This is a genomic window from Micromonospora sp. NPDC049275 (assembly GCF_043197115.1).
Lineage (GTDB): Bacteria > Actinomycetota > Actinomycetes > Mycobacteriales > Micromonosporaceae > Micromonospora.
Genome location: NZ_JBICSN010000002.1, coordinates 247,564 through 260,040, shown reverse-complemented (window position 1 = coordinate 260,040; position 12,477 = coordinate 247,564). Strand labels below are relative to the sequence as shown.

General features: G+C 72.2%; 11 protein-coding genes. 4 read left to right on the top strand and 7 right to left on the bottom strand.

Annotated elements, in window-relative coordinates; genetic code table 11:
- Positions 1 to 22: 22 nt before the first annotated feature.
- On the bottom strand, positions 23 to 550 hold the full coding sequence (locus ACGFIE_RS06580) for a hypothetical protein (RefSeq protein ID WP_393291758.1): 528 nt from the start codon (positions 548 to 550) through the stop codon (positions 23 to 25).
- Between the two features lie 104 nt (positions 551 to 654).
- Between ACGFIE_RS06580 and ACGFIE_RS06575 the strand changes: the two genes are divergently transcribed.
- Together ACGFIE_RS06575 and ACGFIE_RS06570 are read left to right on the top strand one after the other, a co-directional pair.
- Positions 655 to 801: a hypothetical protein gene (locus ACGFIE_RS06575; protein WP_393291756.1), complete on the top strand. Its 147-nt coding sequence runs from the start codon at positions 655 to 657 to the stop codon at positions 799 to 801.
- Between the two features lie 82 nt (positions 802 to 883).
- Positions 884 to 1,657 (top strand): hypothetical protein, encoded by a 774-nt coding sequence (locus tag ACGFIE_RS06570; RefSeq protein WP_393291754.1) that lies wholly within the window; start codon positions 884 to 886, stop codon positions 1,655 to 1,657.
- 50 nt (positions 1,658 to 1,707) lie between these two features.
- Here ACGFIE_RS06570 and ACGFIE_RS06565 read toward each other — a convergent pair whose 3' ends face one another.
- From ACGFIE_RS06565 to ACGFIE_RS06540, 6 genes are all read right to left on the bottom strand, one after another.
- A complete protein-coding gene (locus ACGFIE_RS06565) occupies positions 1,708 to 4,713 on the bottom strand; it encodes a S8 family serine peptidase (protein ID WP_393291751.1) in 3,006 nt (1,001 codons plus the stop codon).
- A gap of 260 nt (positions 4,714 to 4,973) precedes the next feature.
- Complete coding sequence (locus ACGFIE_RS06560) at positions 4,974 to 5,918, bottom strand: acyltransferase domain-containing protein (RefSeq protein WP_393291749.1); 945 nt, start codon at positions 5,916 to 5,918, stop codon at positions 4,974 to 4,976.
- Positions 5,919 to 5,967: 49 nt separating this feature from the next.
- A complete protein-coding gene (locus ACGFIE_RS06555; protein WP_393291748.1) occupies positions 5,968 to 7,173 on the bottom strand; it encodes an amidohydrolase family protein in 1,206 nt (401 codons plus the stop codon).
- Between the two features lie 116 nt (positions 7,174 to 7,289).
- Positions 7,290 to 8,138, bottom strand: a complete 849-nt coding sequence (locus ACGFIE_RS06550) for a sugar phosphate isomerase/epimerase family protein (RefSeq protein ID WP_393291745.1) — start codon at positions 8,136 to 8,138, stop codon at positions 7,290 to 7,292.
- Positions 8,135 to 9,289, bottom strand: coding sequence for a dihydrodipicolinate synthase family protein (locus tag ACGFIE_RS06545; protein WP_393291743.1), 1,155 nt, complete (start codon positions 9,287 to 9,289; stop codon positions 8,135 to 8,137). Before ACGFIE_RS06545 ends, ACGFIE_RS06550 begins: the two co-directional genes overlap by 4 nt.
- A 56-nt stretch (positions 9,290 to 9,345) precedes the next feature.
- Positions 9,346 to 10,497 carry a Gfo/Idh/MocA family protein gene (locus tag ACGFIE_RS06540; protein WP_393291740.1) on the bottom strand — a complete coding sequence of 384 codons (1,152 nt, stop codon included), beginning with the start codon at positions 10,495 to 10,497 and terminating at the stop codon, positions 9,346 to 9,348.
- A gap of 113 nt (positions 10,498 to 10,610) precedes the next feature.
- Between ACGFIE_RS06540 and ACGFIE_RS06535 the strand changes: the two genes are divergently transcribed.
- Positions 10,611 to 11,681: a LacI family DNA-binding transcriptional regulator gene (locus ACGFIE_RS06535; RefSeq protein ID WP_393291738.1), complete on the top strand. Its 1,071-nt coding sequence runs from the start codon at positions 10,611 to 10,613 to the stop codon at positions 11,679 to 11,681.
- Between the two features lie 9 nt (positions 11,682 to 11,690).
- Entirely contained in the window at positions 11,691 to 12,176 is a 486-nt protein-coding gene (locus tag ACGFIE_RS06530; protein ID WP_393291736.1) for a GNAT family N-acetyltransferase, read from the top strand.
- Positions 12,177 to 12,477: the final 301 nt, after the last annotated feature.

Sequence of the window (12,477 nt, the reverse complement as noted above, 5' to 3'; positions counted from 1 at the left end):
TTCACCGCTGAGGAGACCTGCCCTAGTCGGACAGGCCCGCCGGCACGGGCACCTGGAGGTGCGCCAGGAGGGCGGCGACCTCACGGTCGAGGTCCACGCCCACCTCGTGGATCGCGTCCACTCCCAGGGAGCTGAACGCGCGACTGGGCTGCTCGATGACGAACCGCGCTCCGCCGTCGGGTCCGTCGCTGATCATCGTGCGCAGTGGCGCGTACAGCATGGCCGCCGGGTCGTGGCGGAACATCCGCTCGGCCGTGGTGTGGTTGCCCATCAGGTATTCGACGCAGTGCCGGGGGTCGCCCGCGAGGTTCATCATCGGGTGCAGGTCGCCGCTGCTCCAGTAGATGAGGAAGCCGTGCGGTGCTCGCTCATCCATGAGGGCGAGCACGTCGTCCCAGGGCGCGTTCCGGGCGACAAGCGCGTTGAACGCCTCGGCGTCGTAGGGCGGAACGGCCTGCTCGTACTGCCGCCGGAAATCCTCGAAGGAGCGATCGATGCTGATGTCCAGGCAGCGCGCGTGGTAGCCACGTTCGGCCCATCCGCGTTCCATCGGGCTCCCGTCACCTCTCCGGGCTACTTCCTGCAAGCTAGCAGTATTTGTCCTGAATGAGACTTTAGTATCGCAGCACCGAGGATGCTTCCGCTGGCGGTGAGGTGACCGTCGGCGCTCCCCGGCGCGACGCGTTCGGCATGCCGGCCAGCCGCGCCACCACCGCCGAGCAGCTCGCGGAACAACTCTCCCGGGCGCTGGCGCAGCCGGGCCCACACCTCATCGACGCCGCCATCCCGGCCGCCGCGTAGGCGTCGGTCCGCCCGGCAGTACTGATCGTTTCCGCTGGCGCGTCGCGGGGAACTGCTCGGGAGAGGGGTGAGGGGGACAAACATGAGCCGATACGCACTGCCAGCGACCAGCCGAGCGCCACGGACGCTCGCGCTGATCCTGCCGTTGCTCGGGACCGTCGCGCTGAGCACGGCCTGCACCACGGGCGGGGACGAGGCCGACCCGGTGTCGTCGGCCGCGTCGCCGACGACCGCCTCGGCTGGCACGAGCCCGGCCGACCCGCCTTCCGCGAGTGCCAGCGCCAGCGCCCCGACGACCATCCCGACGTCGGCGTTCGTCGAGCTGCCGGCCGAGCTGCGGAAGTTGCCCCGACGGACGACGCCCGTCGAGGAGGCCCTGCCCAAACTGTGTGGCAACGAGTTCGGCACCGGAGGCCGACAGGTCACGGCGAGCGCCGCGATGACCGTCACCTACCAGAAGGCCGGCGCCCCGGCCAGTTACGTGCCCCAGGGGACGATCCATCAGACGATCTTCACCTTCGAGGGTGACGGTGCTACCGCCTACATGCGGCGTCTGCGCAGCGCCGTCGAGGCGTGCCCGTCGTACGACCAGGGCGGCAATCCGGTCAAGGTCGCGAGCAAGGCGTTGCCCGGTGTCGGGGATGAGGCCCTGCTCGTGTCCCGCACGTCGGCCGCGACGAGCCTGAACGGCGAACGCACCGGCGGCACCACGTCGACCCAGATCGCCGTGGCCCGGGTCGACGGTGCGGTGACCGTGTTCAACGACCAGGGCTGGGAGGGCAGCAGCGGCAACCCCGCCCTCCTGGACCGGACCGCGCGCGGCGGCGTGCAGGCCATCGACGCCTGGCAGCGCTGACGCGATGCGGGGCGGTGCCCGACGGCACCGCCCCGCATGCCCGTCAGGAACTACTCCCAGGCGCTCTGCTGGGTCGAGACGAGGTTGCCGGGAACGACCGTGCCGTTGGTGCTCCACTCGGTGTACGCCCAGAAGTCGCCCTCGGCCAACGGCCCGTTCGGCTTCAACGTGAAGTTGACGCTCCCACCGCGCTCCGTCGTCTTCGGTAGCGTCAGCGTGGCGGGCGAATACCTGGCGTTGCGAGCGATGATGGCGTGCCGCAGTTCGAAGTCGACGACCGGGCCACCGGGCACCTGCGCGAACACGTACGCGGTGTAGCGCCCCGGCTCGGGCAGGAACTTGTACACCTGCTCCGCGCTGGTCCAGTACCTGTCACTGCTGTAGACCAGCTTGTCACCCTTGTACAGGTAGAGGTCGAGGTTGGTGTTCGGGTCCTCGGTGTTGGCCTCGACGACGATGCCCGCGGTGTTCGCCGGCACGGTGAAGTCGACCTTTTTCACGCCGGAGGCGCTCGGGTCGAACACGCCGCCGTAGACGCCGGCAGGCATCGAGTACGTCTTTCGCTGCATCGGCGTGTAACCGGTGCTGCGACCCGAGAGCGGCCCGGTGAAGCCCGGCTGGATGAAGCCGAAGGAGCCGCTGGTCATCCGGCCGAACTCCTCGCCGTCGTCACCGTACGGCCGGGGGCTGATCCCCCACGGGCGGGCGGCGACCGGGATCCGGACGCTGCGCGCCTTGGCCTTCCAGGTGATCGAACCGGTCACGTACCGGTCCCAGGGAGCGCTGCCCCGACGCAGCGTGATGGTGACCGTCGCGGACTTCCCCGGCGCCAGCGTCACCGACGCCGGCGTGACGGTGACCTTCATGCCGGGCAGGCCGGACACCGCCGACCGGTAGGTCTCCCGCGCCTTGCCCACGTTGGTGAGTGTGCGGGTGACTGTCACCGGGTGGGTGCCGTCGTACTCGCGCAGCGAGACGGCCGGCAGGTTGAGTTCCTTGCCGTCGGGCTGGGCCGTCTCGCTGAAGGCGACAAGTTCCGCCGCCGTCGGTTCGATGACCAGTCCCGGGTCGGTGGCCCGGGCCAGGTTGATGAAGCCGCTGCCCTGGTCCAGGGGGTTGGTGGTGCCGACGGTGTCGGTAGCGGTGGTCCGCAACGCCGAGGCGACAGTGCCCGGCGTCCAGTCCGGGTGCGTGGCACGCAGGACCGCCGCCGCGCCGGCCACGTACGGCGACGCCATCGAGGTGCCCGAGTACGCGTCGTACTGCCGCCCGAAGTTGCCCGCCGGTGACACCGCGGCGATGATGTCCGACCCTGGGGCGACCAGGTCCGGCTTGAAGACGCCGTAGGTCACCTTGTCCGGGCCGGTGGAGGAGAAGTCCGCGACGCTGGGGACGCCCGGAACGCTGGAGCCGTCACCGCCGGAGCGCAGGGACACCTTCGCGTCGGTGGGGTGGCGCATGAGGTAGTTGAAGAGAGTGCCCGCCTGCTTCTCCGTCGGCAGGTACACCACCGGGAAGTTGTAGATCGAGTTGACCCGGTAGTTGCCGACCGGGTCGAACAGCACCATCCCCGCCCCGCCCTTGTCCTTGACCTCGGCCGCGGAGGCGAACGTGTTGGACAGGGCGCAGGCGACCACCTTGCCCTTGATCTTGGCCTGGTCCAGGCTGCCCGGCTCGCAGTACGCCGCCCCCAGCTCCGGTGAGCCGGCCTGGTCACCGAAGACCATCGCCCGCGAGTTGCCGCCGGGCAGCGCGTCCAGCGAGCCGCCGACCAGCTTCGTGCCGTCGCCCAGCTTGAGCGTCGCCTCGTCGAGGTTCGTCACCGCCGCGCCGACAGTTGTCACCCAGGGCGCCGCGTTACTGATGGCACCGCTCACGATGCCCGTGTTCCCGGCCGACGCCGCCACGAAGACCCCGGACAGGGTGGCGTTGAGGAACGCGATGCCGATGGGGGTGTTGGCCTCCCAGTCACCGAGGTCCGAGCCGATCGAGAAGTTCAGGACCTGCACCCCGTCGGCGACGGCCGCGTCGATGCCGGCGATGATGTCGGCGTCGTAGCCCATGCCGGCCCAGAGCACCTTGTAGACGGCGATCTGGGCGTCCGGTGCCACCCCGGAGATCGGGTCGAAGCGCCGACCGTCGATCGTGACGTCCGAGACCGGCAGACCGGCCGCCGTGGAGGCGGTGTGCGTGCCGTGCCCGTTCGCGTCGCGGGGGGACAGGAACTCGCCCTCGGGCACCGAGCCGCCGTCGGCGAGCCAGGTGTCGGCGAAGTAGCGGGCTCCGACGATCTTGCCGTTGCAGTGCTCGGCCACGAAGGCCACGCCGGTCTGGCAGGTGCCGTGCCAGTTCGCCGGTGCGGGCATCTTCTTGGCGAACGACGCGCTCTCCGGCCAGATGCCGGTGTCCAGGACCCCGATCACCGTGCCCTTGCCGGTGGCGGGACCAGGTTTGACCGGCTTGGCGGTCCGGTCGGCCGCGGACGCGACCGCGTCACCCGAGGTGGTGGTGGCGGTCGGGGCGGCGGCGGCCGTCGTGGTGGTCGCGAGCGGCGACGCCGACCGACTGCCGAGCGCGCGTGCGGCGGTGACGGCGCGAACGCGCTTGTCCGCCCGCAACGCGGTCGCCTGCTGGGCGGTCAGCTTCGCCGAGAAGCCGTTGAAGGCGGCGGTGTAGGCCGCCTTGACCTGGACCCCGGCGGCGGAGGCGACGGCGGCCCGCTGCGTGTCGAGGTGCCGGCGGTACGCCTTTGCCGGTGCCGACGTCGCGTCCAGCCGGGCACCGGGCGCCGGGCGCGTCCGCGCCAGCCCCGACGTCCCGCCGACGTACGTGGTCAGCGGGGCCTCGGCCAGCTCGACGATGTAGACGCCCGAACCGGTCACGTCGACGGCGGCCTTCGGGCCGGTCTCGCTGTCCCCGGGGCGACGATCGGCCCCGTCGGTCAGGGTGGTGCGCCGGTCGGACCCGGTGGAGAAATAACCCGGACCGCTGGTGGCGGGCCGGTCCCCCGGTGCCGCCGACGCCGATCCCGCCGCACCGGTTGTGCCGGTGATCATCGCGAGGACCAGCGTCGGTAGCGCCAGTCTTCGCAGCCTGTTCCCGCTCGTGCGTGAAGACACGAGACTCCTCTCCATCGCTCCCTTGTGGAGCTGCCTCATCGTTCGCGATCCGCTCATGGGAGCGCTCCCCCACCTAAGCCCGCGACGGTTAATCGAGGGTTTGCGCGGTGTTACGGATCGCTGGTGCACATAAGATCACGATGGGTCGGCCGTGCCTAGATCAAGTTTTCCGTCGCGGGCCGCACGCCGATGGGTGGTCAGATCGGGAAGCGGCCCTGGCGCCACTGCCAGTGACGGCCGGCAGTCAGGTGGTCGACGATCGCCCGTTGCAGGACGGTGTGGCGCGGTAGTTGGTCGAGCGGAGTGCTCAGGGTGCGGAACACGAACCGCCGCACCTCGACGTCGGCGTCCGGCCCTTCCGCCTCCTCGTAGGGCTCCAACTCGAACCGTCGCTGGAAGCGGATGATGTTGGAGTCCTCGGGCAGGTACTCCCGCAGCTGCGGGTCGAGCAGCCACGAGCCGCAGGAGAACGCCGAGTAGGGCTCGTCGGGAAAGTGGCGCGGGAAGAAGGCCAGGGCCTCGTCCAGCGACGCCGAGACCGCCTCCGGGGTCAGCGGCCCCGAGTCGGGGACGTGCAGGCCGATGACGCCGTCGCCCCTGTGATGCTGCAACCGGCCCAGCTCGTAGACAGCGCCCCGCACGTGCAGGGTCAACCAGCTCTGCATGACGGGCCACCCCTCGCCGCGCATCCGCCTGTCGATGGCGAGATTGCGACCCAGGTCCGCGAGGATCAGCCAGGACACGGCATCGGGAACGCCGTGGTCGCGGTGGTACCCGCGGACGACGTCGACCAGGGCGAGGTACGCGTACACGTAGAGGTGCCGCCAGGCGGGCCCCCGATCGCGCGGCAGCTCCGGGCCGGGCGGCAGCCAGACGTAGCCACCGAGATCGGCGCGGACCAGCGCGATGGAACGATCGAGGAGCCACCGCAGCTCGGGCGTCCACAGTGGCGACCCCGCGTCGGGCCAGCCGGCCATGATCTCGGCGGCGTCGTCCGGGCGGATCGCGAGCCGGTCGAGGAGCGCGGGGGCATCGGCCCTAGCGGGCAGCGGCGCCGACGGCAGGTCACCCGCGAGCCGCTGCACACGCTCGACGTCCTCGACGGGCACCTTGAGCCGGGCGGCGATGTCGTGCGGATCCACACGGATGAACCTACCGCCGGCCGGCGTCTTCCCCCAGGGCGCGACCAGATCATGTTCCAGGCAGCGTCCGAGCAGGGTTCGCGCCGGCGAGGTACACGGCGAGCGGTCGGCGCAACACCGTCATGTCGCTGGTCGGGTCGCCGCGTACGACCAGCAGGTCGGCGTCGAAACCGGGCCGGACGCGGCCCTTGCTCCGCCCCAGGCCACACACCTCGGCGCCGACCGAGGTCGCGGCGGCGAGGGCTGCTGTGGCGGGGATGCCACTCGCGACGTACTCGACGAGTGTCTCGGGCAGGACTCCGTGCGGCTTCGCGGGGCCGAGTCCCGCGTCCGAACCGGCGACCAGGCGGACCCCGGCCCGGTGCAGGGTGGCGGCGGCGGCACGCAGCGCGGCCTCGCTGAGCCCGGCCCGCGCCGCCATCTCCACAAGCTCCGGCGGCGTGGTCACGGCGGGGTCGGTGCCGAGCGTGGCGCAGACCGCCACCCCGGACGCGGCCAGTCGATCCGCGAGTTCCTCCGGGACGTGGGCGCCGGTCGCGGTCACGCACGTGCAGTGCTCGATGCCGTCGACACCGACGCGCAGCGCCTGCTCGACGGCGCTGAGCGCGTGCGCGTGCGCGGTCACCGGCAGGCCGAGATCGTGTGCCTGGGTCACCGCGGCGGTCAGGTCCTGGTCGGTGAACTGCGGCCGGGTGGTGTCGGTGCCGGGGGTGAACACTCCGCCGCTGGCCATGACCTTCAGCAGGTCGGCACCGGCCGCCGCCTGGAGACGCACGGCCTCGCGGATCCCGTCGACGCCACTCGCCTCACCCCCCATCCACCAGCAGTGCCCGCCGACGCTGGTGATCGGCACGCCCGACCCGACCACGGTTGGCAGGTCGTCGCGCACCTCCCGGGCCCGCCATCGCAGCACGGCGCCACGACGATCACCCAGGTCACGGACGGTCGTGACGCCTGCCGCCAGGTGCGCGCGCAGTGACGCCTCGACGACCGTGTCGAGGTCCGTCTCCGGGCGTTCGGCGAGCCGGCCGAGCGCGTCCGGCCCCCCATCGGCGCACAGGTGCACGTGCGCGTCGATCAGGCCCGGAAGCAGGGTGCCGTCCGGATGCTCGCGCACCGGCCACCCCTGGGGCGCCTGCGCCCAACCCGCGCGCACGTCGGTGATGCGACAGTCGTCCAGCAGCACCAGCACCCCGCCGTCCACGAGCCGCTCGCCGTCGAACAGCCGTGCCGCCCGGATGGCATGTCCCGTCATCGGTCCTCCCCCGTCGAGCTCGACCGTCACCGGCTCATGACGCCCACCATCCCGCGCCGTCGAACCCGGTGACCTCCCCGCAGCAGAGGAGCCCCGTCCCTCACGAGAGGGACCACTCAGACAACGTGGCGCAGGTAGCCGGCGATGGCCGCGTCCAGCACCTGCGCGCCGGGACGCGCCCACACCTCGGCGGAGAAGACCTCCACCTCGATCGGGCCGCCGTAGCCGGCGGCGTCGACCGCCTCGCGCAGCCGGCGCAGCTCGATGCACCCGTCACCGGGCAGCGCCCGGCCGAGCAGCACCCCCTGCGGCAGCGGAGTCACCCAGTCACAGACCTGGAACGCGGCGATCCGCGCTCCGGCCCGCGCGATCTGCGCGTACACCGTGTCGTCCCACCACACGTGGTACGCGTCGACGACCACACCGACCACCGCCGGGTCGAACCGCTCGGCGATGTCCAGCGCCTGGCCGAGGGTGGCGATCACGCACCGGTCGGCGGCGAACATCGGGTGCAGCGGCTCGATGGCCAGCCGGACGCCGGACGCCGCCGCGTGCGGGGCCAGCTCGCCAATCGCGTCGGCGACACGGGCGCGGGCGCCGTCGACGTCCCGGCTGCCGGGCGGCAGACCGCCGGAGACCAGCACCAGCTCGGACGCGCCAAGCGTGGCGGCCTCCTCGATGGCCCGCAGGTTGTCCGCAAGCCAGTCGTCGGTGGAGAAGAAGCCCCCCCGGCACAGGGACGTCACGGCGAGCCCCGCCTCGCGGACCAGCTTCGCCGAGCGGGCCAGCCCGTACCCGGCCACCGGCTCCCGCCACAGCCCGATGCCCGGCACACCGGCCGCCACACAGCCGGCGACCACGTCGGGCAGCGCCCAGTGCTGGGCGGTGGCCTGGTTGAACGAGAAGCGCGCGAGCTCATCCGCGCTGCCGCCCACCGGTGTCGCGTCCGTGAGTTCGACGCTCACTGCGCCACGCCCGCGACGGTGAAGAACGCCCGGGCGCGGGCTGCGGCCAGGTCGGCGTCGGGCAGCAGGCCGGCCGCGTCGGCCAGGGTGAGCAGGGTCGCCAGGTGCGCGGAAGAACGCCCGGACTGCGCGCCGCCGACCATGGTGAAGTGGTCCTGGTGACCGGCCAGCCAGGCCAGGAACACGATCCCCGTCTTGTAGTGCCAGGTCGGCGCCGCGAACAGGTGCCGGGCCAGCGGCACGGTCGGCGCGAAGATCTCGTCGTACGCCGCCAGGTCACCGCGGTCGAGGGCGGCCAACGCGGCGGCGGCGGCCGGCGCGATGGCCGCGAACACCCCGAGCAGGGCATCGGAATGGCCCACCTCGTCACCCCGGATCAGCTCCGGGTAGTGGAAGTCGTCGCCGGTGTAGAGGCGTACCCCCGCCGGTAGTCGACGGCGCAGCGCCACCTCCCGGCCGGCGTCGAGCAGCGACACCTTGACGCCGTCCACCATGGACTGATGTGCCTTGATCAGCTCGACGACCGTGTCGGCGGCCAGATCCAGGTCCGGCGATCCCCAGTAACCGGTAAGCGCCGGGTCGAACATCGGGCCGAGCCAGTGCAGCACCACCGGTTCTCCGGCGGTGGTCAGCAGTTCGTCGTACACCCGGAGGTAGTCCTCGGGGCCGCGGGCGACGGCGGCCAGGTGCCGGCTGCACATCAGCACCGGCCGGGCGCCGGCCGCGCGGACGTCGTCGAGCTGCTCGCGGTACGCGGCGGTGACCGCCGCCAGGGTGGCCGGGCCGGCCGGCAACTGGTCGGTGTTGACACCGGCGACGATCCGGCCGCCCACCGCGCGGGCCTCGGCGGCGCTGCGCCGGATCAGCTCCCGGGTCGCCGGGTAGTCCAGGCCCATCCCCCGCTGGGCGGTGTCCATCGCCTCGGCGACCCCCAGCCCGTACGACCACAGGTGCCGCCGGAACGCGAGGGTGGTGTCCCAGTCCACCGCCGCCGGGGCACCCGGCACGTTCTCCGCGCCTGGGTCGGCGACCACGTGCGCGGCGGCGTACGCGATCCGACCGGTCGCCGGGGCGGCCGGTCGGGCGAACCCGCTCCCCCCGGCCAACCGGTGTCGCCGCCCGCCCGGCAGCAGCACCTCGGCGGCGCTCACCGAGCCACCTTCCGTTCGCGACTGCGGGGCTCGCAAACCCGGCTCACTCCTCGCGCTCACCGCTTCAGCTCCGGAACCTGGACCCGGACGCCCTCGCGGGCCGCGCGCAGCCCCAGCTCCGCGAGCTGCACGCCGCGCGCGCCGGCCAGGAAGTCCCACTGGAACGGCTCGCCGGCCACGACGTGCCGCAGGAACGCCTCCCACTGCACCTTGAACCCGTTGTCGAACTCCTCGTTGTCGGGCACCTCGGTCCACTGGGCACGGAAGTCCTCGGTGGCCGGCAGGTCCGGGTTCCACACCGGTTTCGGGGTGACCGCCCGGTGCTGCACCCGGCAGGTCCGCAACCCGGCGACTGCGCTGCCCTCGGTGCCGTCGACCTGGAACTCCACCAGCTCGTCGCGGTACACCCGCACGCCCCAGGACGAGTTGATCTGCGCGATGACCCCGCCGTCGAGTTCGAAGATGGCGTACGCGGCGTCGTCGGCGGTCGCCACGTAGGCGCGGCCGTCCTCGTCGACACGCTCGGGCAGGTGGGTGGCGGTCACGCAGGAGACCGCGTTGACCCGGCCGAACAGCTCCTCCAGCACGTAGTGCCAGTGCGGGAACATGTCGGAGGTGATGCCGCCGCCGTCCTCGGCGCGGTAGTTCCACGACGGGCGCTGGGCCGGCTGCCAGTCACCCTCGAAGACCCAGTAGCCGAACTCGCCACGCACCGAGAGGATCCGGCCGAAGAATCCGCCGTCGATCAGGCGCTTGAGCTTACGCAGGCCGGGCAGGAACAGCTTGTCCTGTACGACACCGGTGCGGACCCCGGCGGCGTCGGCCGCCCGCGCCAGGTCGAGCGCGCCGGCGAGGTCCTCGGCCAGGGGCTTCTCGGTGTAGATGTGCTTACCGGCCTCGATGGCCTGCCGGATCGCCTTCTCCCGCTGCTGGGTGATCTGGGCGTCGAAGTAGATCTCGACGTCGTCGCGGGCCAGCGCCGAGGTCAGGTCGGTGGTCCAGTCGGTGAGGCCGTGCCGTGCGGCGAGCTCGCGGAGCTTCGTCTCGTTGCGCCCGACCAGGACAGGTTCCGGCCAGATGATCGTGCCGTCGGACGTCGTCAGACCGCCGGACTCGCGGATGGCCAGCAGGGACCGGACGAGGTGCTGGCGGTAGCCCATCCGTCCGGTCACGCCGTTGACGATGATGCCGATGGATCTGCGGGTCATGGTGTTCCCTCCGTCGACGTCACCGGGTCTCCCTGCGGGAAAGGGCTTTCTCTGCGGTACGGTGACGCTAGCCGGCACGGCGAAACGCCGTCAACAGATCGAGGGGGCGGGCCATGGCGACCCTGTCCGATGTGGCCCGCCGGGCAGGCGTCTCACCCGCCACCGCCTCCCGCGTCATCAACAGCAGCAGCAAACCGGTCACCGACGAGCTGCGCGAGCGGGTGCTCGCCGCCGTCGCCGAATTGCAGTACGTGCCGAACGCGCACGCCCAGCTGCTGGCCCGCTCGCACCGCAGCGCGGTCGGTGTGATCGTGCACGACGTCTCCGACCCGTACTTCGCCGAGATCACCCGTGGGCTGCAACGCGTCGCCACCGACAGGGGGCGGCTGCTGATGATCTGCAACAGCTACCGCGACCCGGACCGCGAGCTGGAGTATGTGGAGCTGCTGCGCGGCCACCAGGTGGCGGCGCTGATCCTGGCCGGTTCCGGCTACCACGACGACGCGTTCACCCGGCAGCTCAACGAGAAGCTCGCCGCGTACGAGGCGACCGGCGGGCGGGTCGCGGTCATCGGCCGCCACGAGCACTCCGGTGACGCCGTCATGCCGGACAACCGGGCCGGCGGGCACCTCGCCGGTCGTGAGCTGTGCGAGCTGGGGCATCGGGCCATCGGCGTGGTCGCCGGCCCGCGCATCCTCACCACCACCACCGATCGGCTGGCCGGGCTGCGACAGGCCCTCACCGCGCAGGGCCGCGAGCTGCCCGAACGGCGCATCCGGTACGCGGAGTTCGACCGCGACGGCGGCGCCGAGGCCACCGCCCGGCTGCTCGACGCCGACCCCGGGCTGACCGCGATCGTGGCCCTCAACGACTCGATGGCCATCGGCGCCCTCGCCACCCTGCGGGCCCGCTCGCTGGCCGTGCCGCGCCAGGTCTCCGTGGTCGGCTTCGACGACATGCCGATCGCCAGGGACGTGACACCCGCGCTGACCACCGTACGGCTGCCGCTTGTCGACATGGGAGTCCGGGCGATGTCCCTGGTGCTGGGCGCCGGGACGGCGGTGCCGCGGGTCGAGGTGCTCCCCGCCGAGCTGATCCGCCGGGACACAGCCGGCCCCGCGTGGTCGGCGGCCGACGCGGCGTCGCACCCAAACTCGCTGTCCCGGCCGGAGCGCCCCGCGTAGCCTGCGCCGGTGCTGATCCGTGAGTTCGACGACCAGGACTGGTCGCAGGTGTGGCCGATCATCGAGGACGTGGTCCGGGCCGAGGAGACCTTTCCCTACGACCCGGAGATGACCGCGGATGCGGCGTACGGCATCTGGGTGGAGGCCCCACCCGGGCGGACCGTCGTCGCGGTCGACGGCGACCGGGTCCTCGGCAGCGCGAAGATGGGCGCCAACCGGCCCGGGCCGGGCGCGCACGTGTCCACCGCCAGTTTCCTGGTCGCCGCCGACGCGCGGGGCCGGGGCGTGGGCACCGCGCTGTGCCGCGACGCCCTGACCTGGGCACGCCTTCGGGGGTACGTCGGGATGCAGTTCAACGCCGTGGTGGAGAGCAACCGGTCCGCGGTCGAGCTGTACCGGCGGGAGGGCTTCGAGGTGGTCGGCACCGTGCCGGGCGCGTTCCGCCATCCCGCCCTCGGCCGGGTCGGCCTGCACGTCATGTACCAGGAGTTCTGACCGCCGCCCGCCTTCCCCCCGAAGCTGGGGCACCGTGGCGGGCACCGTGGCGGGTGTCCCCTGTGTAGGTGAGCGCCTGTCGAGCTGCCCCGTTCCTGGGGCAGCCGGTCCGCCGTCCGGTCCGCCGTGCTGCCCCACCTCCGGGGCAGCTCGACAGGGGCGACACAGACCCCGCAGGGAGGCCGACGCAGGGAGGCCGGCACAGGGAGACCGGCACAGGGAGACCGACACAGGGAGACCGACACAGGGAGACCGGCACAGGGAGACCGACGCAGGGAGACCGGCACAGGGAGACCGGCAC

What these genes read in the sequence shown, in the direction of transcription:
- ACGFIE_RS06570 (WP_393291754.1), top strand. Translation starts at nt 884, where the DNA reads ATGAGCCGATACGCACTGCCAGCGACCAGCCGAGCGCCACGGACGCTC.
- ACGFIE_RS06580 (WP_393291758.1), bottom strand. Translation starts at nt 550, where the DNA reads ATGGAACGCGGATGGGCCGAACGTGGCTACCACGCGCGCTGCCTGGAC.
- ACGFIE_RS06555 (WP_393291748.1), bottom strand. Translation starts at nt 7,173, where the DNA reads ATGACGGGACATGCCATCCGGGCGGCACGGCTGTTCGACGGCGAGCGG.
- ACGFIE_RS06540 (WP_393291740.1), bottom strand. Translation starts at nt 10,497, where the DNA reads ATGACCCGCAGATCCATCGGCATCATCGTCAACGGCGTGACCGGACGG.
- ACGFIE_RS06565 (WP_393291751.1), bottom strand. Translation starts at nt 4,713, where the DNA reads ATGATCACCGGCACAACCGGTGCGGCGGGATCGGCGTCGGCGGCACCG.
- ACGFIE_RS06535 (WP_393291738.1), top strand. Translation starts at nt 10,611, where the DNA reads ATGGCGACCCTGTCCGATGTGGCCCGCCGGGCAGGCGTCTCACCCGCC.